The 25,225-nt window shown below is 71.9% G+C and carries 20 protein-coding genes and 4 pseudogenes; 11 read left to right on the top strand and 13 right to left on the bottom strand.

Annotated features, from left to right (window positions below; translation table 11 throughout):
* Positions 1-152: 152 nt before the first annotated feature.
* On the bottom strand, positions 153-734 hold the full coding sequence (locus ACIQ6R_RS34010; RefSeq protein WP_404225645.1) for a hypothetical protein: 582 nt from the start codon (positions 732-734) through the stop codon (positions 153-155).
* Positions 735-1,005: 271 nt separating this feature from the next.
* Between ACIQ6R_RS34010 and ACIQ6R_RS34005 the strand changes: the two genes are divergently transcribed.
* Positions 1,006-1,251, top strand: coding sequence for a YrhK family protein (locus ACIQ6R_RS34005; RefSeq protein ID WP_404171756.1), 246 nt, complete (start codon positions 1,006-1,008; stop codon positions 1,249-1,251).
* A 47-nt stretch (positions 1,252-1,298) separates the two neighbouring features.
* On the opposite strand, the gene ACIQ6R_RS34000 is transcribed toward ACIQ6R_RS34005, so the two are convergent.
* The gene (locus ACIQ6R_RS34000; protein WP_404225643.1) at positions 1,299-1,814 is read right to left on the bottom strand and encodes a PepSY domain-containing protein; all 516 of its coding nucleotides are present in this window, start codon (positions 1,812-1,814) and stop codon (positions 1,299-1,301) included.
* A gap of 309 nt (positions 1,815-2,123) precedes the next feature.
* Between ACIQ6R_RS34000 and ACIQ6R_RS33995 the strand changes: the two genes are divergently transcribed.
* The 6 genes and pseudogenes from ACIQ6R_RS33995 to ACIQ6R_RS33970 all read left to right on the top strand — a co-directional run bounded on the left by ACIQ6R_RS33995 (position 2,124) and on the right by ACIQ6R_RS33970 (position 6,139).
* Entirely contained in the window at positions 2,124-3,476 is a 1,353-nt protein-coding gene (locus ACIQ6R_RS33995; RefSeq protein WP_404225641.1) for a DUF2254 domain-containing protein, read from the top strand.
* A gap of 576 nt (positions 3,477-4,052) precedes the next feature.
* Positions 4,053-4,580, top strand: a complete 528-nt coding sequence (locus ACIQ6R_RS33990) for a hypothetical protein (RefSeq protein ID WP_404225685.1) — start codon at positions 4,053-4,055, stop codon at positions 4,578-4,580.
* Positions 4,581-4,596: 16 nt separating this feature from the next.
* Positions 4,597-4,800 (top strand): annotated as a pseudogene (locus tag ACIQ6R_RS33985) (hypothetical protein); the annotation flags it as partial.
* 66 nt (positions 4,801-4,866) lie between these two features.
* Positions 4,867-5,343 (top strand): annotated as a pseudogene (locus ACIQ6R_RS33980) (cupin domain-containing protein).
* Positions 5,340-5,447: pseudogene (locus tag ACIQ6R_RS33975) on the top strand (SGNH/GDSL hydrolase family protein); the annotation flags it as partial. The pseudogenes ACIQ6R_RS33980 and ACIQ6R_RS33975, both read left to right, overlap by 4 nt.
* A gap of 140 nt (positions 5,448-5,587) precedes the next feature.
* Complete coding sequence (locus ACIQ6R_RS33970) at positions 5,588-6,139, top strand: AAA family ATPase (protein WP_404225640.1); 552 nt, start codon at positions 5,588-5,590, stop codon at positions 6,137-6,139.
* A 323-nt stretch (positions 6,140-6,462) separates the two neighbouring features.
* On the opposite strand, the pseudogene ACIQ6R_RS33965 reads toward ACIQ6R_RS33970, so the two are convergent.
* Positions 6,463-6,624 (bottom strand): annotated as a pseudogene (locus ACIQ6R_RS33965) (hypothetical protein); the annotation flags it as partial.
* Between the two features lie 247 nt (positions 6,625-6,871).
* On the opposite strand from ACIQ6R_RS33965, the gene ACIQ6R_RS33960 reads away from it, so the two are divergent.
* From ACIQ6R_RS33960 to ACIQ6R_RS33945, 4 genes are all read left to right on the top strand, one after another.
* Entirely contained in the window at positions 6,872-7,741 is an 870-nt protein-coding gene (locus ACIQ6R_RS33960; protein WP_404225638.1) for a TetR family transcriptional regulator C-terminal domain-containing protein, read from the top strand.
* Positions 7,742-7,819: 78 nt separating this feature from the next.
* The gene (locus tag ACIQ6R_RS33955) at positions 7,820-8,713 is read left to right on the top strand and encodes a 3-keto-5-aminohexanoate cleavage protein (protein WP_404225636.1); all 894 of its coding nucleotides are present in this window, start codon (positions 7,820-7,822) and stop codon (positions 8,711-8,713) included.
* A gap of 28 nt (positions 8,714-8,741) precedes the next feature.
* Positions 8,742-9,713: a 3-hydroxyacyl-CoA dehydrogenase NAD-binding domain-containing protein gene (locus tag ACIQ6R_RS33950; protein ID WP_404225634.1), complete on the top strand. Its 972-nt coding sequence runs from the start codon at positions 8,742-8,744 to the stop codon at positions 9,711-9,713.
* Positions 9,710-10,189, top strand: a complete 480-nt coding sequence (locus ACIQ6R_RS33945) for a thioesterase family protein (protein WP_404225632.1) — start codon at positions 9,710-9,712, stop codon at positions 10,187-10,189. The genes ACIQ6R_RS33950 and ACIQ6R_RS33945 overlap by 4 nt, the downstream gene beginning before the upstream one ends.
* Before the next feature lie 81 nt (positions 10,190-10,270).
* On the opposite strand, the gene ACIQ6R_RS33940 is transcribed toward ACIQ6R_RS33945, so the two are convergent.
* The 10 genes from ACIQ6R_RS33940 to ACIQ6R_RS33895 all read right to left on the bottom strand — a co-directional run bounded on the left by ACIQ6R_RS33940 (position 10,271) and on the right by ACIQ6R_RS33895 (position 25,187).
* The gene (locus ACIQ6R_RS33940; RefSeq protein ID WP_404225630.1) at positions 10,271-11,902 is read right to left on the bottom strand and encodes an MFS transporter; all 1,632 of its coding nucleotides are present in this window, start codon (positions 11,900-11,902) and stop codon (positions 10,271-10,273) included.
* A gap of 163 nt (positions 11,903-12,065) precedes the next feature.
* The gene (locus ACIQ6R_RS33935) at positions 12,066-13,550 is read right to left on the bottom strand and encodes an alpha/beta hydrolase (RefSeq protein WP_404225628.1); all 1,485 of its coding nucleotides are present in this window, start codon (positions 13,548-13,550) and stop codon (positions 12,066-12,068) included.
* Positions 13,551-13,637: 87 nt separating this feature from the next.
* Entirely contained in the window at positions 13,638-14,291 is a 654-nt protein-coding gene (locus ACIQ6R_RS33930) for a hypothetical protein (RefSeq protein ID WP_404171790.1), read from the bottom strand.
* A gap of 183 nt (positions 14,292-14,474) precedes the next feature.
* The gene (locus ACIQ6R_RS33925) at positions 14,475-15,971 is read right to left on the bottom strand and encodes a PHB depolymerase family esterase (RefSeq protein WP_404225626.1); all 1,497 of its coding nucleotides are present in this window, start codon (positions 15,969-15,971) and stop codon (positions 14,475-14,477) included.
* Positions 15,972-16,265: 294 nt separating this feature from the next.
* Complete coding sequence (locus ACIQ6R_RS33920) at positions 16,266-16,928, bottom strand: phosphoribosyltransferase (protein ID WP_404225624.1); 663 nt, start codon at positions 16,926-16,928, stop codon at positions 16,266-16,268.
* A 100-nt stretch (positions 16,929-17,028) separates the two neighbouring features.
* A complete protein-coding gene (locus ACIQ6R_RS33915; protein WP_404171798.1) occupies positions 17,029-17,694 on the bottom strand; it encodes a dienelactone hydrolase family protein in 666 nt (221 codons plus the stop codon).
* A gap of 185 nt (positions 17,695-17,879) precedes the next feature.
* Complete coding sequence (locus tag ACIQ6R_RS33910) at positions 17,880-19,934, bottom strand: SWIM zinc finger family protein (RefSeq protein ID WP_404225683.1); 2,055 nt, start codon at positions 19,932-19,934, stop codon at positions 17,880-17,882.
* A gap of 296 nt (positions 19,935-20,230) precedes the next feature.
* The gene (locus ACIQ6R_RS33905; protein ID WP_404225622.1) at positions 20,231-23,347 is read right to left on the bottom strand and encodes an SNF2-related protein; all 3,117 of its coding nucleotides are present in this window, start codon (positions 23,345-23,347) and stop codon (positions 20,231-20,233) included.
* A 113-nt stretch (positions 23,348-23,460) separates the two neighbouring features.
* Positions 23,461-24,042 carry a sugar kinase gene (locus tag ACIQ6R_RS33900; protein ID WP_404171803.1) on the bottom strand — a complete coding sequence of 194 codons (582 nt, stop codon included), beginning with the start codon at positions 24,040-24,042 and terminating at the stop codon, positions 23,461-23,463.
* A complete protein-coding gene (locus ACIQ6R_RS33895) occupies positions 24,039-25,187 on the bottom strand; it encodes an ROK family glucokinase (RefSeq protein ID WP_210961637.1) in 1,149 nt (382 codons plus the stop codon). The genes ACIQ6R_RS33900 and ACIQ6R_RS33895 overlap by 4 nt, the downstream gene beginning before the upstream one ends.
* Positions 25,188-25,225 lie beyond the last annotated feature (38 nt).

Below are 25,225 nucleotides of genomic sequence, written 5' to 3'. Positions count from 1 at the left end.
GCCGCGCACGCGTGCGCGGAGGCACCCGCCAGGAGGCCGCCGGACCTGACCGTCGAGGTCCAGGCCAGTCCGCTTGCGGCGGACTGTGTGCCACTCCTCGCCCTCATCGGTCCTTTCCACGCTCTGCGGTCCTCTTCGTCCCGCCCGCATCGTCAGGAGCCCTTCCCACGCCTCGCTGACGATGCGGGCGCCAGGACGGTGCGGGAGGACCCGGCGAACAGTGCGCCGGCCAGAAGAGAGCCCGTGACGCCCACGGCAAGGTCGGCGACGGTGTCGCCGTAGCCGACCTGCATGGTTTTCGGCGAGACCTGCTCCACAACCCACTCATAGAGCTCCCACAGAGTGGCAGCACTGGTCCCGGCCATGCCGACCAGGAGGGTCAGCGTCCAACGCGGAGTATTCGCGGCAGCCTGCCTCAGTTCCGGTCCCGCGCCTCTGAGCAGGGCGAAGAAGGCGACTACGGAGCCTGCTCCGGTGAGCAGGAAATGCACCACCGTGTCCAATTCCGGGACCCGCTGGTACCAGCGACCGACGTCGCACCAGAAAGCCACCGTCACGACGACGGAGAAGACCGCCTCAAAGGGCGCCGGTACCCGCAGCCTCCTCACGACGGCAAGGAGTACGACGCCGGAAAGGAAACGGAGAGCGGAGAACTCCTCGCCCAGGACTCCCACCACGACGGCACTGCAGGCCAGCACCAGGACAGCCAGCCACGTCACGTTCCGAGCCACCATGCTCTCTCATTCTGCGCAGGCCGAACACGCCACGGACATCGAGGGGCACCGCATCTGTCGTACGCCGTCGCGTCGGTCAGCGGGGCGGAGAGCGACAGAGGTTGCAGGGGCGGGTCCTGGCACGGCACCGCCGGGGCGAGGTGTCTCGTTTCCCGGCATGGGACCTGCGTACGGCGATGAGATGTCGGCCAGGTGTTTCGCCGTCGTCGCGAACGGTACTCCGTCACCTCACGGAGCTACTGGACGACCCGACGCTGGAAAGGGTGACGGCTTGCTGACCCGACTCGAACGGTACCTGCTTCAGGACTTCCCGTTCCTCCACTTGGTCATCGGCGGCTTCGGCAACACGACATTCCTGGTCGGAAGTGTGTTCTTCCTCTTTCCCAGCCTGGAACGAATCGCGCTGTGGCTGTTTGTGATCGGCTCGTTGGGCATGCTCACGGGCACCATCGGTGAGGCATTCGTTCGGCACGAGCGCCGATCACGGCAGCAGGCCACCACCTCGCACAGGCAGTAGGCGCCTGGCGGCGTCTGCCAAGACCGGGCGCCGCCCCCGCGCTCGTGTCAGGCCGGGCGGCGGTCAAGGATCTCGCCGGTTCTCGCGTCCACCACGTGGACCATTGCCGCATCATCGCCTACCCCGAGGACGCTGACCAACCAGACCGGCCGGTCGTCCTGCCGCTCCAGTTCGATGGCGGTGACGACCTCGCCGTTCGGCGTATCGGCCGCTTCACGGGCTGCCTGGTCCGGAAGGACCCGAGTCTGCTCCAGCGATCGCAGGAGGTTCCGCCGTTCGGAGTCCGTCAGGTCGGGACCGGCACTCGTGCCCAGCACCTCGCCGCGGGTGGCACCCAGCCGGACCGTCCGCAGCTGTCCATCCTGATCCGCGACCCGGCTCTCCCACACCGGCGACACCGACTCAGGCTTCTGGAGTTCCAGAGCCACCAGCTTTCCGGCGCTCACCTCGGCCACGGACAGTCGAACCGCACGCGCATAGTCGACCTCCACCATCTCGAACCGCTCGGCGGGCTCATTCAGCGGATCATCCCGGCCGCAGCCCGCAAGCAGCGACAAGGCCATGACTGGCACGCACAGAGCCACAGCGAGCCGTCGCCACACCCATCCACCCTCGTCCCGCATCACACCTGTCACTCTCATGCAGGCCGACTCACCCGACCGAACAGACCAAAACACCAAATCTCACAACAGCGGCTTTTCAGGCCGAACGCATCCGGCGCGCCGGGACCTTACGGCACTCGACAGTGCTTCAGCGTTGCACCATTTGGCTTGGTATGTAACGTAAGACCGTGTTGACACTTGAACGTTCGTTGCCCCTTCTCGCCTCAGCGGCCCGCCAGGCCGGGCCGCCGCCACGCACACTCCGCACTGATGCGTGACACGCTCCGGGCGCAGCTTTGGCCTCTTCCGACGCTGGGCGTCGTCCTCGCCGTCGTCGCGGGCGTGGGCCTGCCGCGGCTGGATGAACAGCTTCAGCACGACATCCCGCCATGGCTGAGTGACTACCTGTTCAGCGGCAACGCGGACGCGGCACGCTCGGTGCTGGGAGCGATCGCCGGCTCCCTGGTCACCGTCACGGCGCTGACCTTCTCGCTCACCGTGCTGACACTGCAACTGGCCAGCAGCCAGTTCTCCCCGCGCCTGTTGCGGACCTTCACCGCGGACCGGTACGTCCAGACGACTCTGGCACTCTTCCTCGCCACGTTCACCTACGCCCTGACCGTGCTTCGCACCGTACGCACCGGCCAGGACGAGCGAAGCGGCTTTGTCCCTCACGTGTCGGTCACGGTGGCCTTCCTCCTCACCCTGGCCAGCGTCCTCGGCCTCGTGCTCTTCCTGTCACACCTGGCACGCGAGATCCGCGTCGAGACAATGATGAGCAGCGTCCATTCCGCCGCCGACCGCACCATTCAGCGGCTCCTGCCCCACAGGGAGGACGCGCCACACAGGGGCCTCGCTGCCGGAGCACACCAGGGCGCCCCTCACAGACCGCCCCCGAACGCCTTGACCCTCACGGCCGGCGCGTCCGGCTTCCTGACCTCCGTGGACGAGAAAGCCCTGCTCCAGGCTACCGTAGCAGCCGACGCCATCCTGCTCATCGACCGCCACCCCGGAAGCTCTCTGATCGCCGGCACACCCATGGGCGCGGCCTGGCCACGCACCAGTGAGCGATTCACCCCCGAGACACGGGCGCGCCTGACCGAAGCAGCCGCCGAAGGCGTGACCACCGGCCCCGAACGCACCGACCACCAGGACATCGCATTCAGCCTGCGGCAACTCACCGACATCGCCGCCAAAGCACTCTCCCCAGGCGTCAACGACCCCACGACCGCCGTCCACGCCCTCTCCCACTCCTCCGCACTGCTGTGCGAACTGGCACAACGCCGCCTTGGCCCCCACCTGCTGCTCGACAACGACCAGCAGGTCAGAGTCGTGCTCCAACGCCCGAACCTGGAAGAGCTGCTCGACCTGGCGCTGACCCAGCCAATGCGCTACGGCGCCGCCGAACCCGCCGTCCTCGCCCGCATCGCCATGCTGCTGCGCGAACTCGCCTGGACCAGCACCCCCGCCCACCAGTCTCCCGTTCACTCCGCACTCACCCGGCTGCGTGCCACCATCGACGCCCAGGACTTCCACCCCACCGAACGTCTCCAGCTGACCGAACTGACCCGTCTCGTCGGACAGGCGTTGGCCGAGCAACAGGCACATGGCCCCCCCCTCTGACCAGCCAGCTGGGCACCGCCGTCACCCGCCAACCAGCGGACGCCCGCCTACCCGCCTGCAGCCTCCCGGCACTCTTCGCCCACCGCGACAACCAGGAGCAGCGCACCACTGGAATACCGCCTCTTCACCAGTAGGACGACGACGTCCAGGCCACTGAGTACCGGGTGTGGGTGCGTGCCCCCGAGCACGTCCGGCCGGTCGCCGGCGTCCCCCACGACATGGTGCCCACCGAGCGGCTGCCGGCGCCGTCGGCGGTGCGCGAGGCGCTGAGGCCTCGCCGGTCCTCGGGGTGTTTCCGGGTGACGGCCGGCAGCGGCGCACCCTCGGCCTTCCTGATGGGTGCCGGCGACTTCTCCGAGCGAGCTGTCCAAGGACTCAGCCCCGATCCCGCCGGACCGGCCCGACCGGTCGGCCCGTCGGCCGCTGGGGAAGTCGGACCCGCTCGACGCGCAGCCGCCGCACGGGCCGTGCTCAGCGGTCGCACTTCGCCGCCGCACGCGCTCGTCGCCGTCACCCGCGGCTGACAGAATCCGTGACGTGATGCCGCGCCCCCAGCCCAAACCGGAGGTCATCTCTGTGGTACCTGCACGGGTAATCGCCGTTCCCCCGCTGGCTCTGGTGATTTTCGCCCTGTCCGGCTGCTCTTCCATGGGGTGCACCGACACGACGGCGGAGCGCGGTGAAGCCGGTGCCAGGGTGCATGTCGTGAACACGTATGAGCAGCCTCTCGGCGTCACCGCCGCTGTCGTCGACTGGCGCCTCGAGCCCCACCCGCAGGTGCCCTCCGAAGGTGACCGGGTTCACTTTCGCTTCCGCTTCGACGGCGCCGACGAATATACCGGCGCCGCAGTGGACGCCTGCGCGGTCGACAAAGAGCGTGTGGCGTTGGGGTGTCAGACGATCTACTCCGACCAGGCGTTCGGGCCGGCCGACGATCCCCTCACGGGCGACGAGTGGCTCGCCGTCGAGCACCCTGAGCAGGTTGCCGGAGTGCTGTTGATCCCCAATGACCAGTCCTATGACCGACGCACCTGTGAAGTGGACCTCAAAGACGGTGGCGGGATACATCCTCCGGAACCACCCAGCAGGGGGGACCAGTTGTAGGGCGGTCAACCGAGGTAGGCATCGTCGCGGCCCTCGGCGCCGGCGGCCCGGGAAGCCGCACGGTGACGAGGCCTACGACTACCGGCACCTGGGTCGACACCGTCGAGTCCTGGAACGGACCGCGTCCTGGCCGTCCGGGTGCCGCCGTCCGCACCGCCGCTCCGAGCGCGAGCCGGAACACTTCCTGGACGGCTTCCCGGCATGTGTGTCCATCTGGTGAGCCTCGGCGCGCTTCTCGTACAGCTACGGCCGACGGACATGTAGCGCCGCGTGACGGGGTGCCGGTATGAACCGCGTCAGCGGTATGGATCTGCGCGCCACCCCCGTGCACCTCGGACTGGGATCGACAGCGAAACCCGTCGAGGGTTTCACCTGGGACCCGGAAGTGCTCCAGGCCTACAGCGCCGCGGTCGCGCAGCCGGTCCCGAGGGCCGGACGGTGGCGATCTTCGACGGCGACGGGCTCGGCGACCATTGGGAATGCCACCCTGCAGGCGACGAACTGGTCGTCTGCCTCAGCGGGTCCGTGACGGTCACCCGTGCCGTGGACGGGGTGCCCGACCACGTTGCGCCCGGGCCGGGCGAGGCCACCATCAACCCGGCCGGGGTACGGCACGTGGTCGACATGGAGGGGCCGACGTCCATCCTGGCCGTCATCGCGATCCTCGGCACCGACCACCGTCCTCGGCACCGACCACCGTCCTCGGACCGACACCCGCCCGACCGAACGCGTCGGCACGCCCAGCCCGGAGGAGGCGCCGTGACGACACGCATCGCGTGCCTCGGCGACAGCCTCGCCCGCGCGCAGTCCAGCGTCGACTACCTGGATCTTCTCGGACGACGCCACCCTCCTGGCGACGTACGGCTCGGCCCGTCGAGCGTGGCAGCATAGATGACCAACGTGAAGCCTTTGGCGGTTCGGACATGGTCTTGTGGTGAGACCTGCCCTACCAGGGACTTCACGCCCCCTCCGGAAGAGGGACCGCCGTCTGTACACGAGAGGTTCCCGTGGGCATCGAACTGGGTTCCGCAGTCGTCCTGATCACCGGTGTCATGGCCGCAGGGAAGTCCACCGTGGCGGAACTGCTGGCCGGGCACCTGCCTCGCGCCGCCCACGTGCGCGGCGACGTCTTCCGGCGGATGGTGGTGTCCGGCCGGGAGGAACTGCTGCCGGAGGAGACCGCGGAGGCCAGAGCCCAACTGGAGCTACGCCACCGGCTGTCCGCGCTGGTGGCCGACGAGTACGCGGACCACGGCTGGACCGCGGTCGTGCAGGACATCGTCCTGGGCAAAGACCTGGACGCGTATGTCGCCAGGGTGCGTACACGACCCTTGTACGTTGTGGTGCTGACACCTTCCACGGCAGCCGTGCAGAGCAGAGAGGCTCAGCGCCCGAAGACCGGATACGGCGCCGCTTGGACGGTCGACGCCCTCGACCGGACGCTCCGCGAGGAGACGCCGCGTATCGGGCTGTGGCTGGACACGTCGGAGCAAACCCCGGCCCAGACGGTCGCGTCGATTCTCGACAACCTCTCCGCCGCCCGAGTGCAGGCCGGCTGACCGAGGCTGACGCCCTCTCGGGCGGCATACGGCGCCAGGCGTCGGTCGGTCTCCGCCCGAACAGCCCAGCGGGCCACCCGGCCACCCGACCGCCGAACTCACAGCCCGACTCGGTCGCAGGACGGCCCGTGCACCAGTGGGGTCAGAGGTTGAAGGTCCGTCGTGCGTTGCCGGACAGGAACAGCTCGGTGGCTTCCTCGTCCAGGCCCAGTCCACCGAGGTGTTCCAGCGCCTGGCAGGGCGTGATCATGGGGTAGTTGGTGCCGGACCTGGGTGCAGAAGGGGATGCCGAGGTCGACGCAGGCGGCGTAGAACGGGTAGTACAGCCGGTCAGTGGGCGGAAGCTGCCACAGCCAGGGCACGATCCGCAGCGCCACGAAGCCGAGTTCCTCCACTGCCCTCCGCAGTTCTCCCACCGCCTGGACCGGACGGCTGAGGTCTGCGCCGGCCACTCCGCCGGTGGGCGTTGTCCGCGGACACGTCATCGCACCGCGAGCCGGTGAAGTCGTCCTTGAAGCAGGTGGCTCGCCCACCGGCATTCCCTCGGCGCCGCGCTGCGGGAGCGCCCAGGTGCGCACCAAGCGGGTCGCGTCAGCGGCCGGGGGCGCCCGGACACTCAACGGGCCGCACTTCTGACTGGCACGTCAGTCAGAATCTCAATCATGCCCTTCATCATCGCCTTCTCCGTCGCTGCTGTTGAGTTTTTCGCAACGCGCCTCTAGGGTCATGGCCGTGGAAACCGACGATGTCCTCGAAGACGCACCGACCGCCGACGCCGCCGCCCGCGTCCGCGTCCGCGTCCGCGAGGTCATCGCGGACGCGGGGGTCAGCCAGCGCGAGTTCGCGCGCCGTGTCGTCATGGATCCGTCCAAGCTCTCGCGTTCGCTGAGCGGCACCCGCCGCTTCACGGCCGCGGAGCTGGCGCGGATCGCCGACGAGGGCCGGGTCGACGCGGGCTGGCTGCTCGGCATCCGTCCCCGCGAGGAGGTCAGGGCGCCGGCCGCCGGCGTCGAGGGCGGGCGACCGCTGCAGATCGTCCGCGAGACGGTCCGGCTGATCGCGGAGCACGGCTTCCACGCGGTGCGGGTCGCCGACATCGCCCGCGCCTGCGCCACCAGCAGCGCCGCGATCCATTACCACTTCCCGGGCCGCGCCGAACTCCTGGAGGCGGCCGTGCGCTGGTGCATGGACGAGGACACCTCGCGCCGTGCCGCCCGTCTCGCCGAGGCGGACGACGCGGCGGCGGAGCTGCGCCAGCTCATCGCGCTGCAGACGCCGCGCACCGCGCAGCAGCGCCGCCAGTGGGCGGTGTGGCTCGACCTCTGGGCCGAGGCCGCGCGCTCCACGGCGGTGGGCCGGCTGCATTCCGAGTACTACCGGCAGTGGCGGGAGACCGTCGCCGACGTCCTACGCCGAGGTGTCGGACAGGGCGTGTTCCGCGCCGAGGTGGATCCGCAGGCGGCGGCGCTGACGCTGACCGCGCTGATCGACGGCCTGGCGACACACGTCCTTTCGGTGAGCGGGCCCTCGTCCGCCGATGCCGCGGACGCGATGCACGCGGCGCTGACCACCCACGTCACCCACACGATCCTGGCCCAGTAGGCCAGAGACCACCGAAGTCCCGTACCCGCCCCTGCCCTGCCCTGCCCTGCCCTGCCCTGCCCTTCGGGAGGCTCCCGCATGCCCGTGACCGAGAACGTCATCATCACCTGCGCGCTCACCGGCGCCGGCGACACCGTCCGCAAGAGTCCCCACGTTCCCGTCACCCCGGAACAGATAGCCAGGAACGCCGTGGAGGCGGCCGCCGCCGGAGCGGCCGTCGTCCACATCCACGTACGCGACCCGGAGACCGGCGATCCGTCCCGCGACCCGAAGCTGTACCGGGAGGTCGTCGAGCGCATCAAGGAGACCGGCACCGACGTCGTCATCAACCTCACCGCCGGCATGGGCGGCGATCTGGTCATCGATCCGGACGACCCGCTCACCCACCTCCCGGGCACCGACCTCGTCAGCGGTCTGGAGCGTCTTCCGCACGTCGAGGACCTGCTTCCCGACATCTGCACACTGGACTGCGGCTCGCTCAACTTCGGCGACGGCTCGAACCTCTACGTCTCGACCCCCGACATGCTGCGCACGGGCGCGCGGCGCATCCAGGAGCTGGGCGTGCGGCCCGAGCTGGAGATCTTCGACACGGGTCAGCTCTGGTTCGCCAAGCAGTTGCTCGCGGAGGGCCTGCTCGACGACCCGACCGTGTTCCAGCTGTGCATGGGCATTCCGTGGGGCGCGCCGGCGGATCCTGGAGTGCTCCAGTCGATGGTCAACATGCTCCCGGACGGGGCGCGTTGGGCGAGCTTCGCGCTCGGGCGGATGCAGATGCCGTGGGTCGCGCAGTCGATCCTGCTCGGCGGACACGTCCGCGTGGGCCTGGAGGACAACCTCTACCTCGGCAAGGGCAACAAGGCGACCAACGCCCAGCTCGTCGAGCGGGCCGTGACCCTCACCGAGTCGATCGGCGCACGCGTCGCGACACCGGACGAGGCCCGCGCCACTCTCGGCCTCGAGCCGCGCCAGTAGTCCGCCGCGACGACGAAGGATCCCTCTCATGAACTCACCCGAGACGACCTCACCCGAGAACGTCCGCCGTGTCGCCTGCGTCGGCGCCGGAGTCATCGGCGGCGGCTGGGTCGCCCACTTCCTGGCGCGCGGTTACGACGTGACCGCCTGGGACCCGGCGCCCGACGCCGGGCGGAAGCTGCGCCGCCTGGTCGACGCGGCGTGGCCGGCGCTCACCGCGCTCGGCCTGGCCGAGGGCGCGTCGACCGAACGGCTCACCGTGACCGACACCCTCGAAGAGGCCGTGGCCGACGCCGAGTTCGTCCAGGAGAGCGCACCCGAGAAGCTCGCCCTCAAGCGTGATCTGCTGGCCCGCCTGGACGCGGCGACACCGCCCGGCGTCGTCATCGCCTCCTCCACTTCCGGGTATCCGATGACCGACATGCAGACGACGGCCGCGGACCCGTCGCGGCTGGTCGTCGGCCACCCGTTCAACCCGCCCTACCTCATCCCGCTCGTCGAGGTCGTCGGCGGCGAGCGCACGGACGCGGCGGCGGTCGCCTGGGCCTCCCGCTTCTACGAGGCCGCGGGCAAGTCCGTCATCACGATGGACAACGAGGTACCGGGCTTCATAGCGAACCGCCTCCAGGAAGCCCTGTGGCGCGAGGCGCTGCACATGGTCGCCAACGGCGAGGCGACGGTCCGGGACATCGACCTGTCGATCACCGAGGGCCCCGGGCTGCGCTGGGCGGTGATGGGGCCGATGCTGACGTTCGCCCTCGCGGGCGGCGAGGGCGGCATGGCGCACATGCTGGACCACTTCGGCCCGTCCCTGAAGTCGCCGTGGACGCGCCTCGAAGCGCCGGAGCTGGACAAGGAGCTGTACGACGCCGTGGTGACGGGCTGTGACGAGGCGGCGGACGGCCGCTCCATCGCGGACCTGGTGGCCGAACGCGACCGGGGCGTCATCGAAGTGCTGCGCGCCACCGGCCGCCTGGACCGCGAGGAGGACTCCCGGTGACGGGGCTCCCGCTGTTCCACAGCACGGTCCGCCAGGAGTGGATCGACTACAACGGCCACATGAGCGAGGCGTTCTACGTCCTCGTCTTCGGTCACGCCACGGACGCACTGATGATCGAGACGGGTCTGGACTCCGGCTACCGCGAGTCCACCGGCTGCTCCCTCTACACGGTCGAGTCCCACATCCGCTTCCTCCGGGACGTGCCCGAGGGCGCCCGTCTGGCCATCCGTACACGCGTGTGGGGAGCGGCGGCCCGCAAGGCGCGCTTCGCGCACGAGATGTACGTGGTGTCCGAACCGGAGTCGGCGCCGGCGCCCGACGCGGCCCCGGTGGCGACGACGGAACTGCTCGCGGTCCACGTCGACCAGCAGGCGGGCCGGGCCACCGAGTTCCCGGAGGCGGTCCGGCGCCGCTTCACGGAGCTGACCGAACCGGCTCCGGACTGGGCGGGCCGCGCCATCGCCGCCGTTGGCTGACGCGCGCAGGGCGGCGATGGGCGCCTCGGTGTTCAGTCCCTTGCGGTGACCTCACCGGCGCGTGGAGCGCGCCCGGGTCGGCTACCGACCGGCGTGGTGCACACGGGACTCGTCGTGCTCCGCGTCCTTGGCTGCCACCTGGGCCCGCTCCGCCTGCTCGCGAGCCGGGCGGCGGCGGCCGGGCAGGACCGCGAGGACGATCATCGCTCCGGCGGCCATGACGAGGCCGCCGATGAGGCTGGTCTGCGCGACACCGTGGGCGAACGCCTCGTGCACGGCGGCGAGGAGCGTCTGCGCCTGCTGGGCGCCACCGGCCGGGTCCTTGGCCACCTGCTCGGCGACCGCCAGCCCGCTGCCCACCGAGTCCTGGGCCGCCTCCAGCGCCGGGCCCGGCAGGCGGCCGCCGACCAGATCGCCCAGCTTGTCCTCGTACGCCGTGGCCAGCAGGGAGCCGAGTACGGCGATGCCGAGGGAGCCGCCGAGTTCGAGCGAGGTGTCGTTGGCACCGCCGCCGACGCCCAGTTGGGACTCGGGGAAGGAATCCATGATCGTGTCGGTGGCCGGGGAGACGCTCAGGCCGATCGCGAAGCCCAGCAGCAGGAGCGACGGCAGGAAGTCGCCGTACGCCGAGCCCTTGTCGATCTGCGTGAGCAGGAACACGGCCACGGTCCCGATCACCATGCCGGGCACGATGACGGCCTTCACCCCGAGCTTCGGCGTCAGCTTCCCGGTGACGGCGGCGCCGGCGAACACGGCTCCGGCCAGCGGCAGGAGCCGGACACCGGTCTCCAGGGCGTCGTAACCGAGCACGAACTGCAGGAACTGGGTGGCGTAGTAGATCGAGCCGAAGATACCGAAGAAGAAGAACAGCACCGCGAGCATCGAGCCGCTGAAGCCGCGCAGCTTGAATTTCCGCACGTCCAGCATCGGGTGCGGATGCCGCAGCTCCCACAGGGCGAAGGCGACGAGACCCACGCCCGCGACCGCGGCCGCGGCGACCGGGGCGGCGCCCCAGCCGAAGTGCGGTCCCTCGATGATGGCGTAGACGAGCGCGCCGACGGAGACGATCGACAGCAGACCGCCCACGTAGTCGATCCGGCCCATGCCCTCCGCCTTCGACGGCGGCACGAGGAGGAAGGCGCCGATGACGGCGGCCACCGCGATCGGCACGTTGATCAGGAAGGTCGAGCCCCAGGCGTGCTTCTCCAGCAGCCAACCGGCGACGACGGGGCCGACGGCGATGGCGAGACCGGAGGTGGCGGTCCAGGCCGTGATGGCCTTCGCCCGCTCGCGCCTCGGAAACATGGCCACCAGCAGGGAGAGCGTGGCGGGCATGACCACCGCGGCTCCCACACCCATGATCGCGCGCGCGGTGATCACCAGGCCGGTCTCATCGACCACGCTGCCCATCACGGAACCGCCGGCGAAGACCAGCAGGCCCGCGACGAGGGCGCCACGGCGGCTGTACTTGTCGCCGATCGCACCGAGTACGAGCATCAGCGCGGCGTACGGAACGGTGTAACCGTCGATCACCCACTGCAGGTCACTGCTGGTCAGCCGCAGATCCCGGGTCATGTCGGGGGCGGCGACGATCAGGGACGTATTGGCCATGACCACGATCAGCAGGCTCAGGCACAGAATGCCCAGCGCCCACCAGCGCCGGTGATACGGCCCTGCCATCCGGTCGACAGGTGTGTTGGCCAGCAGAGGCACGGATACTCCAAGGGGACGCATTACTTGCACATCAATGAGCAGACTAATTGCCTGCACATTGATGTGCAAATAGTCGTTCCAGCGGAGCCGCGACGAGCGGGCGGCGGGATCAGGCACTCGCCGCTTCCGGTTCAGTTCGGGTTCGGTTCAGTTCGGGTTCGGTTCAGTTCGGGTTCGGTTCGGCCGCGCAGGCGACGTCGGTACGCGGGAGTTCCCCGGTGACGAGGAAGTTCGTCGTCATGTCGTTGAGGCAGCGGTTCTTCAGGAAGAGGTAGGCGAGGTGTCCGCCCTGGTCCGCCGTGATCATCCGCGCCCGCTCACCGAAAGCCCTGCGCAGTTCACGGGCGCCGGACAGCGGCGTCGACGGGTCGCGCAGGTTCTGCACGATCAGCACGTTCGACGGCCCTCGGCTGTTGATCCTCACCGGGGGCTCGGACGGTTCCGTCGGCCAGAACGCACAGGGCCAGATGTTCGCCGCGGCCGCACCGAACATCGGGTGACGGGAACGGTCGACCTCCACGTTGCGCTGGTACGTGGCGACGGACTCCGGCCAGTCGCGGTCGTTGCAGAGCACGGCGAGCTGGCCGGCGACGGCGTTGTCCGCCGGCTGCCGGGCGGGCACCTCGGACGGTGAGGTCGGCGGGAGGGGCTGCCCGGTCTCGACGGCACGCCAGATCTCAGCCAGTTCGGGCAGCCACTGGTCCAGGTAGAGCTTCTCGAACGTGACCTTGCGGAACCGCTTGCCGTCGAAGCCGTCCGGCCTCGGCTCGGCGTCCAGCCGGGCGGCGATCTCGAAGTACTTCGCCCTGATCCCTTCCACCGAGGTGCCGAACCCGTACTCGGGACGCTCGGCGAGGAACTTCGCGAAGTCCGGGAACCTGTCCTCGACCCCTTCCCCGAAGCCGCGGGAGGCCGACGGGGCGCTGCCCTCCGGACCCATCGCGCTGTCGAGGACGAACTGGGCGCTGCGGCGCGGGAACAGTGTCGTGTAGACCGAACCGAGGTAGGTGCCGTAGGAGATGCCGAGGTAGGAGATCTTCGGCTCGCCCAGCGCCGCGCGGATCCGGTCCATGTCGCGCGCGGTGTTCGCCGTGCTGATGTGCGGCAGCATCGGCGCTGTCGCGGCGGATCCGCACTTCTCGGCGACCTCGGCCGCGTACTCGGCCCGTTCGGCGACGTCCGCCGAGTCCAGTGCGTACTCCGGGATGTTCGCCGTCGCCGTCGACTCGCCCTCCAGGTCACAGGTCACCGGAGCGCTGTGGCCGACCCCGCGCGGATCGAAGCCGATCACGTCGTAGGTGTCCAGGACGCTCTGCGGCACGCCGTAGTACTTCAGGACCAACGGATAGTTCAGGCCTGGTTCGCCCGGTCCGCCGGCGTTCGTCAGCAGCACGCCGCGGCGCTTGTGGGGGTTGGGGGCGGCCATACGCGAGATCGCGAGATCGATCTTCTCGCCCTCGGGGTCGCGGTAGTCCAACGGAACCTTGAGCGTGCCGCACTCCAGGCCCGGCAGTGAGGTGCCGTCCGGGCATGCGCCCCAGCTCACCCGCTCGGGTGACGCGCTCGGCGCCGTTTCGGCGGAGGCCCCCTGCCAGGTGAGAAGCGCCATCATGACGGTGGCGAGGACGGCCACGACGTACTTTCGCATTCGGTCTCCTTGTCGGTGTACCAGAGAGCGACGGAGGCGACGGAGGCGACGGACGACCTTCACCCGGACCGGTCCGAGGCAGTCGGGTCAGCCCGCCGCGCCGTCGAGCAGCCGGCTGTAGCGCAGCCGCAGCGCTCGCTCCGTGCTGGCCGTCACGGTGATGAGCCCGATCACGGTGTTGGTCCACGCCGCCAGATCGACCGGGGAGGTGAAGGTCCCGACGTGCTGGGCGATGCCTGGTGAAAGGGTCAGCTGCTCGATGAGCTGGGCGAGGAGGAGGAACAGGGCGACGACGAGCACGATCGACGAGAGGAACCCGATCCCGCGGCTCAGTGCGGGGTGCCTGCGGTCGAAGTGCGCGCGACGCCCTTCGGCCGAGTCGCGGTCCGGGACGAGCTGGTACGCGACCCCCTCGGCGGTGATGTAGTGGCAGCGCTTGAGCCCGAACGCGCTCATCCTCACTTCGATGGTGCCGCCGGGGACGGGGAAGGCGGCAGGGAGCCCGGAGCGGGCGTGTTGCCTGTCGTCGAGGTACAGGTCGGCTTTGACGTTGCCGGAAGAATTGTTCTGCCCATGCCTGACGTCGACGGCGTAGATCGTCTGCCGGCCGTCATCGTTCGTCAGCCGGAGATAGAACAGTGCCCGGAAAGTCATCTGCCACCAGCGGAACCGCTTCAGTGCCCGTCCGTCCCCGGGCACGACCCGCCTCGCAGCCCGTCGACGCCGCGTCTCCTCGAACATGCCTCCCACTCCCTCCGCTTGCCGGCTCTCGCGGTCTGCCACGAGCTCGACGAACGGGAACGAGTCTGTCCGTGCGGCGCGGCCGGCACATCGTCCCGATGGCTCGATGCGTCTTCGACCCTGGGCGAGGTAGTGATGCGACTTTGGTCCAGGTGCGTTGGTCGGGGCCGCTCGGCACTGTGGTCAGGCGGGGCATCCGGAGTCAGTGACCACGTAGTGGCCGGGCGCGGTCTGCTGGAGGGTGCGGGTGGTGAACGTGTTCCACAGGCCCATGGCCTGTCCGGAGCCCTGTGCGTAGGCGTACCCGCCGTCCGCATAGGCCCGTCCGGCGACGGTGTGGGCGTAGTTGCTCGCCGTGTGGCACGTGGGCGTGAACCCGGTGGTGGTCGCGGTGACCTCGGCCGAGGCCGGGCCCGCCGCGCCCGCCGAGTCGACGGCGGCCACGGTGTAGCCGTACGCGGTGCCGGTGGTCAGGCCGGTGTCGGTGTAGACGGTCGACCTGGTGGTCGCCACCTTGGTGCCGTCCCGGAGGACGGCGTACGAGGTCGCTCCCGCGACGCCGGTCCAGCTCAGGGAGGCCGTTGAGCCGGTGGTCGCGGTGACGGTCAGCCCGGTGGGGGCGGGCAGCGTACCGGGCTCCTCGGCGCCGCCGTCACCGTCCAGCCCCCAGAAGAGAGCCGTGTGGTAGCTGGAGCAGATGGTGTCGAGGTAGTAGGTGCCGGCGGTGCCGCACTGCTCGGCACCGCTGCCGGGGTCGACCGCGAGCCCGTGGGCCATGCCTGAGATCGAGTAGACCTCGACCGCGGGCCGGCCGGCGGCGTCGACGTAGACGCTTCGCGTGGTGCCCCCGGGGAGGCTCTCGGTGCGGGAGGGGGTCTGGCCCGTGCCCCACACGTCGGTCCACTGGTCGCGCAGCTCGGTGGCGTTGGCGGGCCGGACGGTGGTGTCGGCGGTGCCCTGCCAGATCGCCACACGCGGCCAGGAGGTGGTGCCCGCGGGAGCGGCGGAACGCACCAGGCTCCCCCACTGGGCCGGTGTCCTGTCGGGCGGGCTGTACATGCAGATGTAGGCGGCGGTCACGCTGTCGGCGCAGGAAGCGGGCAGTCCGGAGTCGACGGCGCCGCCCGCGAAGACGTCGGGGTAGGCGGCCAGCATGTTCGCCGTCATGCCGCCGCCGGCCGACAGGCCCGTGATGAAGACGCGCCCGGGGTCGCTGCCGTACCGCGCGATCGCCTCGTCCACCATCTGCTTGATCGACAGTGCCTCGCCACGGCCGCGGGCGCTGTCGCCCGGCTCGAACCAGTTGAAGCAGGAGTTGGCGTTGTTCGCGCCGCTCGTCTGGGGGAAGACCGTCGCGAAGCCGTAGCGGTCGGCGAACTTCGGCCATCCCGAGTGCGTGTAGTAGTCGTTCGCGCTCTGCGTGCAACCGTGCAGGGCGACCACGAGCGGAGCGCCGACGGGCAGGGCGTCGGGCACGTACGCGTACATGGACAGGTTGCCGGGGTTGGTACCGAACCCGGTGACGGGGGTCAGGCTCGCGGCGGACGCCGGGGGGCCGGCGGCCACCAGCGCGGCGGTCAGGGCGAGGGCGCCGGCCGCGACGGTGATCCAGCGGCGGACGCCGCCGAGGAGGGGGCGGCGGTCCTGCGGGGCGCGGAGCGGAGGGTGCGGCTGTCCCATGTCGGCTGCCTCCTGGAAGGGGACGCGCTCGGAGCGATGCCTGGCACCGGGTGTCTGCTGGCTGGTCCTTGGTGTCTGGTACCTGGTACCTGGTGGCTGGTGCCTGGTCATCGGTGTGTGCGCTGTGTGCGCATCATCCGGCGCCCGTGCCGCTGTTGGCATGGTCGGAACCACCAGGGTGGTCGTGGACCGTGTGTGACGGTGGTCCATGGTCCTGGTTCGGCTCCGGCATGTATGGCGTGTACGGGGGGAGACCGTGCTCCGTGCGGTCCTGCGCCGGTCCGGCTCCGTACTTCAGCCGTCGCGCGTCGACGTGCTGAGTTCGCGCAGTGTTCCGGTCACCTCGTCGTCGCTCACCTGCTCGAAGTCCTCGTACCAGAGGCCGACCGCTCGGAAGTCCGGCGGCTGGTACAGGCAGACGACGTCGTCGGCCTCCGACCGCATCTCGGCGCAGGACTCGGGAGCGCCGACGGGAACCGCGAGGATCAACCGTGCGGGGGCCAGGCGGCGCAGGTGCCGCAGGGCGGCGCGGGCGGTGGCGCCGGTGGCCAGACCGTCGTCGACGAGGATGACGGTCCGGTCCCTCACGTCGGGTGCGGACCGGTCGCCCCGGTAGAGCAGGGCGCGACGGTGCAGTTCGGCGCGCTCGCGTTCCACATCGGGTGCGAGGCGGTTCTCGCTCAGGCCGAGCATCTCCAGGGCCCGCCGGTCGAACAGCGGCGGGTCGTCGCCCACGATCGCGCCGATGCCCGCCTCCGGGCGGCCGGGAAGGCCGATCTTGCGTACGACCAGTACGTCCAGGGGCGCATCGAGTGCCCGCGCGACCTGGGCGGCCACGGGGACACCGCCTCGGGGCAGCGCGAGGACGACGGTGTCCGGGAACTCGCCGTCGGTGGCCCGTATCTCCAGCCGGAGGGCGAGTTCCCGGCCGGCCGCCCTGCGGTCGTGGAATCGCATGGCCTGGTGTCCGCCCTTCTCACGCGAGGCGAAGAGCGCGCGTCACTCTCCGGAGTTTCCTGCCGGTCGCCGGTGAAACCGTGGCGGGCGGGCCGCTCCCTCAGCCGGAATCGGGCAGGTGGTCACGGAACCAGCCGGCAGCGGCCTCGGTCACCTGTTCCAGGGCGCCGGGTTCCGCGAAGAGGTGCGTGGCACCCGGTACGACATGGATGCGGTGGGGCGCCGACAGTTCTTCGGCGGCCTCCCGGTTGAGCTCGAGGACCGCCGTGTCGCTGCCACCGACGACGAGCAGGACCGGGACTGTGACCAGGGGCAGTACGGCGTCGGCCAGGTCCGGCCGCCCGCCCCTCGACACCACGGCCGACACCCGCTTCGGCCGATTCGCGGCCGCCGTCAGCGCGGCCGCCGCTCCCGTGCTCGCCCCGAACAGTCCCACGGACAGGTCCGCGGTGTCCGGGCACCGCTCCAGCCAGTCGACGGCGTCCGCCAGGCGCCGGGTCAGTAGGGCGATGTCGAAGCGGTGCCGGGCCGTGGCGGCGTCCTCGCGCTCCTCGTCCTCGGTCAGCAGGTCCAGCAGCAGCGTGCCGAACCCGGCCCGGTGCAGACCGGCGGCGACCGCGCGGTTGCGGGGGCTGAGGCGTGAGCTGCCGCTGCCGTGTGCGAACAGAACCACCCCCCGCGCCCCGGCGGGAAGCGTCAGGTCGCCGTCCAGCCTCGCGTCTCCTGAGGGGACCTTCGCGGTTTGCGAGACGGTCCGCGAGACCATGAGCACTGATCTCCCCTGAGCTGTGCGGAGTCCGGATACCGGAGTTCGGGTGGGGGCGCCGGGTCCGGGGTGGGGGCGGCGGGTCCGGGGTGGGGGCGGCGGGTCCGGGGTGGGGGCGGCGGGTCCGGGACCCGGGTACCCGCTGGAGTCGGACCTACGGGCAGGTGGCGGTGGTGGGCCGTCGGTCAGAGGTCGCCGGTGCCGCCCAGGCCCGTCAGGGCGCCGACCGGGTCGAGGTCGGGGGTGCCGCGCGGCCACCAGTCGTCGCGGCCGGGTTCCGACTCGTAGGCGTACCAGAGCCCTGCCCGGCCGAGTCTGAGCTGGACGTGGCCTTGGGGGTGGGTGAGGCGGTTGCGCCAGGGGCGGAAGGCGGGGAGGTCGGCGGCGAGCAGCAGCGGCCGGGCTCGGTCGAAGCGGCCGGCCGGCGGGTCCCAGGGCTCCTCCAGGACGTCGAGGCCCTCCGGACCGCCCTGGCGCCAAGCGGCCACGGCGCGCGCCAGCTCCGCCGTATCACGGCCGGCGGCCTTCGCGAGGGACGCGTAGAGCGCTCGGGTGCCGACGGTGAGGCCGGAACCGGGACGGGCCGCGGCGAGGCGGACGGCGTCCTGCCACAGCGTCAGCCCGCCGACCGGGTCACGGCCCGTGGTGAGCAGGGCGTGGGCGCGGGCGGCGGCGTCGGTGGCCAGCTGGTCCAGCGCGAAGGGGTCGGGGCCGCCCGGCGCCGCCGGGTAGGCCGGGGGCTGTTCGGGGTGCGGGGGCGGGGGCAGCGGCGCCGGGAGGGGCGGCAGGGCGCGCGCCGTCAGTGCCGCGGCGGCCCGGACGCCGGGCAGGGGCGCCGGTCCCCGGTCCTGGGCGGCTCGGGCCGCGCGGGCCGCGTTCAGCCGGGACAGGGCGTCGAGCAGTTCGCGTTCGCCCCGGCCGCGCAGCAGGAGCAGGACGAAGGGGTCGGCGTCGAGCAGACGTGCCGTCTGGTAGCAGAGGGCGGCGGCGTGTTTGCAGGGGTGCCCGGAGTCGGGGCAGCTGCACCGGGGGGCGAGGTCGCCGGGGCCGGGAAGCAGGGGGACACCGCAGTCGGCCAGGGAGTGGGGCAGCTCCTTGCCGAGGAGCGCGGCGATGTGGCCGGGGCGTTCGACGGCTGCGTCCAGGAACCGCTCCCAGTCGGCGTCGTCGAGCGTGCGCAGCCGCATCTGCACCCGGTACGGCCGGGGCCGGCTGCCCTGCACATAGGCGAGGACCAGGCCGGGCGTCACGGTGATGGCGTCGACGTGTCCCCGCTCGGCGTACCCGCGCCCTCGCGCGAGCCGCGCGGCGTCCAGGGCGCCCTCCTCCAACGCGGTCACCCACGCGTTTCCCCACCAGGTCCCGGCGAGGCTCCCGTCCGCCGCCGTGCGGGGCGGAAGGGCGGGGAAGGTGCGGCGGAGTTCGCCGTCACGGCCCGGCGCGGCCATCGAGCGGGGGGTGCGGGGGTTCGCGGGCGGCGGGGGGAACGTCTGGGCGTGCGCCGCCGGAGGCGGAGCTTCTCCCTGCGCCGCCGGGGCGCGCCCGGGGCGCGATGCCGGCTGCTGATGTGGAGGCGGCGGCTCGTACGGCGACGTGGACGGAAGCCACGGCCCCCCGGCGGCAGGGGTCGGGCCTTCGGCAGGGCCCCCTGAACGCGCGGAGCGAGACGGCGTGGCAGTGGAATCTGAGGCGGGCTCGTCCGGGGTCGGGGGCTCCCCTTCGGGGTCCGCCTCCGGGGGGAGCCGGAACGCGTCCGCCGCGAAGTCCCGTACGGCCCGGGCGCGGGCGTCGGCGGTGCGGGAACCACCGCCGCTCTGCGGACGACGGACCGGGCGGGACAGCCGCCGCGTGCCCTTCGTTCCCTTGGCCGCGGTGTCCGCCGTCGCCTGCCGCCGAGCCGCCCGCAACGCCTCACGCGCCACATCCCCCGGCCGGCTGTCGCTCGCGTCCGCGGAGCGGGGGCGTGCCGTGGGGGCCGCATCGGCGGGACCGGGCGTCGGAGCGAGGGCGGTCACGTCACCGGGGAGGGGTGGCGCCTCACCGGGGAGGGGCGTCGGGTCGGAGGCAGGGGCCGCCACGTCGGTGGAGTGATCCGCCGGGACGGCGGTTGTCGCCCCGTCAGAAACACTCGGTAGCCCAGCGGAGCGAGTCACCTCTTCCGGCCGGTCGGCATCCTCCCCCGTCGCGCCGCCCGCTCCGTCGTCCTCCCCCACCTGTCGTGCGGTCCGAGCGCTGCGCAGCGCCGCGCGTGCGACGTCCCCGGGGCGGGACCGCCCGGTGCGCTCCTCCGACTTCCGATCCCGGCCCAGGCCCAGGCCCAGGTCAGGGTCTCGGTCAGGGTGCTGGTCCCGCTGGTGCCTGTCCTCGTGCTGGCCATGCTCTTGCGTCTGCGTCTGCACCGGCTCGCGTCGGAGGGCGTCCGCTCCGGCCTCGACTTCGGCTTCGGCGTCGGTCCCGGCCGTGGGGCCCTGCGCCCCCTCGCCTCGCTCGCGTGCCTCGCGCAGGGCGCGGCGGGCCTCGTCGGCGGGCCGGGGGGTCATGACGGCCTCCGCAGGGACACCAGGTCGGACAGTTCACGGACCGTCAGTTCGGTGAGGGCCGCCTCGCCGGAGCCGAGGACCGCGTCGGCCAGGGCACGCTTGGACTGGAGCATCTCGGCGATGCGGTCCTCGACCGTGCCCTCGGTGATGAGGCGGTGGACCTGGACCGGCTGGGTCTGGCCGATGCGGTAGGCGCGGTCGGTGGCCTGTTCCTCGACCGCCGGATTCCACCAGCGGTCGAAGTGCACGACGTGGCCCGCGCGGGTGAGGTTCAGGCCGGTACCGGCGGCCTTCAGGGAGAGGACGAGGACCGGGGTGGCCCCGCTCTGGAAACGGTCCACCATGTGCTCGCGCTCCGGCACCGGCGTACCGCCGTGCAGCAGGTCGACGGGGATCGCGCGGGCGGCCAGGTGGGAGGTGATGAGGCGGGCCATGCCGACGTACTGCGTGAAGACGAGCGCCGAACCGTCCTCCGCGAGGAGTGTGTCCAACAGCTCGTCCAGCAGGGCGAGTTTGCCGGAGCGGGCGGTCAGTCGGTCCGCTCCGCCCGGCGGGTGTTCCTCCTTGAGGAACAGTGCCGGGTGGTCGCAGATCTGCTTCAGCGAGGTCAGGAGCTTGAGCACCAGGCCCCGACGGCCCATGCCCTCGGCCGACTCGATGGCGAGCATCGACTCGCGCACCACCGCCTCGTACAGCGCGGCCTGTTCGCGGGTGAGCGGGACGGGGTGGTCCGTCTCGGTCTTCGGTGGCAGCTCCGGGACGATGCCCGGGTCGGACTTCTTGCGGCGCAGCAGGAAGGGACGGATGAGACCGGCGAGTCGCTCCGCCGCCTCCTCGTCCTCGCCGTTCTCCACCGCGCGCGCGTGCCGGGCGCGGAAGGACTTCAGGGGGCCGAGGAGCCCGGGGGTGGTCCAGTCGAGCAGTGCCCACAGCTCGGAGAGGTTGTTCTCCACCGGTGTGCCGGTCAGCGCCACGCGTGCGGGGGACGGGATCGTGCGCAGGGCCTTCGCCGTCGCCGAGAACGGGTTCTTGACGTGCTGCGCCTCGTCCGCGACGACCATGCCCCAGGGCCGCTCGGCCAGTGTCGCCGCGGCGGACCGCATAGTGCCGTACGTGGTGAGGACGAAGCCGCCGGTCAGGTCGTCCAGGGTGCGGTCGGGCCCGTGGAAGCGGCGGACGGGGACGCCGGGTGCGAAGCGGGTGATCTCCCGCTGCCAATTGCCCAGCAGTGAGGCCGGGCAGACCACCAGGGTCGGTTCGGTGCGGGCCCGCTTGAGGTGCAGGGCGATCACGGTGACCGTCTTGCCGAGGCCCATGTCGTCGGCGAGGCAGCCGCCGAGGCCGAGGGAGGTCATGAGGTCCAGCCAGGCCAGCCCGCGCAGCTGGTAGTCGCGGAGGGTGGCGTGCAGGCCGGGCGGCGGTTCGGCGGGGCGTACACCGGCCGTGATCCGGTCTCGCAGGGCGGCCAGCGCGCCGACCGGCACCACCTCGACCGTCTCGCCGTCGGCCTCCGCGGTGCCGGTGAGGGCGACGGACAGGGCGTCGACCGGTTCGAGCAGGCCGAGGTCGCGCTTGCGGGCGCGGCGAACGAGGGCCGGGTCGACCAGCACCCACTGGTCGCGCAGCCGGACGACGGGACGGTGGGCCTCGGCCAGGGTGTCCATCTCGGCCTCGGTGAGCGGGTCGCCGCCGATCGCCAGCTGCCAGCGGAACTGGAGGAGGTCCTCGCTCTCGAAGAAGCCGGTGCCGTCGGTCGCGGAGCCGGGCGCGGGCCGGACCACCGCGGTCGCGGTGAGGTCCTGGGCGAGGTCGCGGGGCCAGTGCACGGCGACCCCGGCGGCGGAGAGCCGGCCGGCCGCCACGCCCAGCAGGTCGATGACCTCCTCCTCGGACAGGCTGAGGACGTCGGGTACGTCCTGCTCGGCGAGCCGGTCGAGGGGCGGCCAGACCCGCGCCGCGCGCCGCACCGCGAGGGCGGCGTCCACGCGCGCACGGGGACCGAACGCCCCGTCTGCCGCTCCCGACCACAGGTCCGACGCGTCGGCCACGAGGGTGGGGTCGGCGAGGCTGTGCACCTGGACGACCGCCGCCCCCGCGCTGCGCGCGCCTCCGCTGCCCTCGTCCCCGTCGAACAGGTCGTACGCCGACAGGTCCAGGCGGAGCGAGATCCGCACGCCCGCGTCCATGCCGGCGGCGACCTCCGCGGCCCAGTCGTGGGCGTCGGGCAGGCGCTGGGCCCCGCGTGCGGCGAAGGGCCGGCCTGATGCGTGCGGCGCGGCCGGGGTGCGGGGCAGGGTGTCGGCGACCGCGTCCAGGAAGGCGCGGACGAGTGCTTCCGGTTCCGGCAGCCGGATCGGGCCGGGGCCGTCCAGCGGGACCGCGTGGCCCTCCGGGGGCAGCGCGGCGGCCACCGACCGCAGGTGTGCGACGTCGTCGGGGTCCAGCGGGCCTGCCCGCCAGGCGTCGTGTCCGGTCGCCGTCAGGCCGGGCAGGAGCCGGCCGCGCGCGGCGAGCCGCAGGGCGTGCAGGGCCGCGGCGCCCCAGCAGGCGGTGGCCGGATGGGCGGCCGGGTCGTGCCGGGCGCGCACCAGCAGGGGCAGCGCCTCGCCGAGCGGGAGGGACAACGCGGGCGTCGTCCGGCGTCGCACTCCGGCGCCGTGCCGTCGCACGACGGTGAGGTCCGTGAGCCCGGCGATCACCCGGGCGCCGTGCCCGGGCGGCGAGGCAGCAGACCCGCCGCCCCCGGTACGGGAGGCGGCAGCAGCCCCGCCTTCCGATGACTTGGCGGCAGCCCCGTCCTCGGGAGTCGAGACGGCAGCGGACCAGCCCGTGGACGGCCCGACGGCAGCTGGCCGGCCGGCGGACGGCCCGGCGGCCGCGATCCCGTCCCCCGGCGTCGCGGCGGCAGCCCCGTACTCGGGAAAGGCGGTGGCCACGGCCCCATCCTCGGGGTCCCAGAAGGCGATCCGCCCGTCGCGCGGAAGAGGTGCGGGCAGGAAGACGGCCGCGAGCCGGGCGGGGACGGACGGAGTGGTGCCCTCCGGCCGCGTCGCCGCTTCCCGCTCCCCCGCTCGCCCGGCGGCCATCGTGCCCGCCACGGCCATGCCGCTCATACGTCCTGTCACCTCCCGCCCGTGTGCCGGATCAGATGTCTTCGACTCTACGGGCGGGGTCTGACAATCGGCCCCCGGCGCCCTGCCGGGGCGGAGTCGGCGCACGTGCGCGGTCAGGGAACCGTGCGCGAGACGACGTACACCATCGGATAGTCCGGGTCGTCCATGTTCACCACGACGTCCTGGGTGGGCGCCGGGTTCCGCTGCTCGTTGACGAGGCCGTACCAGGAGCCGGACCCGCCGAACTCCCAGCCGGTGACCCGCTGGGCGCGGTCGCTGATGGCGATCTTGTCGCGCTCCAGCGCGTCCCGGTCGACGCCCAGCCCCGCCAGGAAGGCGTCCAGGCCGGCGCCGGTGGTCTCGAACTGGACGTAGAGACGACTGGTCTTCCAGTTGTTCGTCTCGTAGTAGGCGACCTCTTCGGACGGGACCGGGACGGGCACCTCGTAGACGCGGCGTTGCAGTTTGGACGGCCAGCCCTCGGTCATGCCGGTCGCCGCGTACTTCGCCTCCTTCTCCCTGCCGCTGTCGCGGCTCTGGTTGGCGGAGATCATGAGGTAGCCGGCCGGGATGCCGATGAGCAGCACGATGATGAGCAGGGTGAGCGACCGGCGGCGGATCATGTGCCGGCGGTCCTCCGCGAGGGGCCGGGGCTCGTCCGGGGGCCCGGCCTGGTGGGGCAGGGAGTCCGTCACAGCGACTCCCGGGGCGTGCGGCGGGCCTCCGCGTACCGCTCGTAGCGCTCGTACCGCTCCACCCGGCGCCGTTTGGCGCGGCGGAATCTGCGGGCGACCAGCCGGGACAGGTCGGCGGCGCCCACCATCCCGGCCTCGGGGCCGAGCTGGGCGCGGACGATACGGGCCTCGGGGCGGTAGCCGCGGCCGGTGAGCTGGCGCTTGAAGGCGTCGCGCGCGGGGCCGATCAGCAGGTCGTCGGCGGCGCTGACCCCGCCGCCGATCACGAAGCAGGACGGGTCGAGGGCCGCGGCGAGGTTGGCGATGCCGACGCCGAGCCACTGCCCGATGTCCTGGAGCAGCTCGATGCACATGGCGTCGCCGTCGCGGGCCAGCTCGGTGATCATCGGGCCGGTGATGTCGCCGATGCTGCCCTTGACGTGCTCGATGATCCCGTAGGCCACCGGCGAGTCGGCGGCGGCCAGCTCCCGGGCCTCCCTGACCAGGGCGTTGCCGGAGCTGTACTGCTCCCAGCAGCCGCGGTTGCCGCACGGGCAGCGGTGGCCGCCGGGGACGACCTGCATGTGGCCGAACTCTCCCGCCACTCCGTACTTGCCGCGCTTGACCTGCCCGTCCTCCAGGATCGCGCCGCCGATGCCGGTGCCGAGCGTGATCATCACCAGGTGGTCCTCGCCGCGCCCGGCACCGAAGCGCCACTCGGCCCAGGCGGCGGTGTTGGCGTCGTTGTCCACCAGGACGGGCACGGCGAGCCGGCCGGCGATGCGGTCGCGCAGCGGTTCGTTGCGCCAGGACAGGTGGGGGGCGAACAGCACGCGGTTGCGGTCGGCGTCGACCCAGCCGGCCGCGCCGATGCCGACGGCGTGCACGTCGTGCCGGTCGGAGAGGTCCAGCACCAGTTCGACGATGGTGTCCTCGACGACCTTGGGGCTCTTGGACTTGTCCGGGGTCTCCGTGCGGAGCTTCTCCAGGATGTTGCCGTCCGCGTCCACGACGCCCGCCATGACCTTCGTACCGCCGATGTCGATGCCGACCGTCGGCACCCGGGGTGCCGTGAGGTGCGAGCGGCGTTCCCTCGTGCCCACGGTACGCAGGACCGGGGCGCGGCGGGAGCCGATGGGGGCGGTGAAGTCGCGGTAGGTGCTCATCGGGTGCGATTGTGCCGCACGGCTCCGCCGGGTGCCGA

The sequence above is a fragment of the Streptomyces sp. NPDC096048 genome, assembly GCF_044763415.1.
GTDB lineage: Bacteria > Actinomycetota > Actinomycetes > Streptomycetales > Streptomycetaceae > Streptomyces.
Note: the sequence above shows the minus strand (reverse complement) of the source record. Positions and strands in the feature narration are given on the sequence as shown.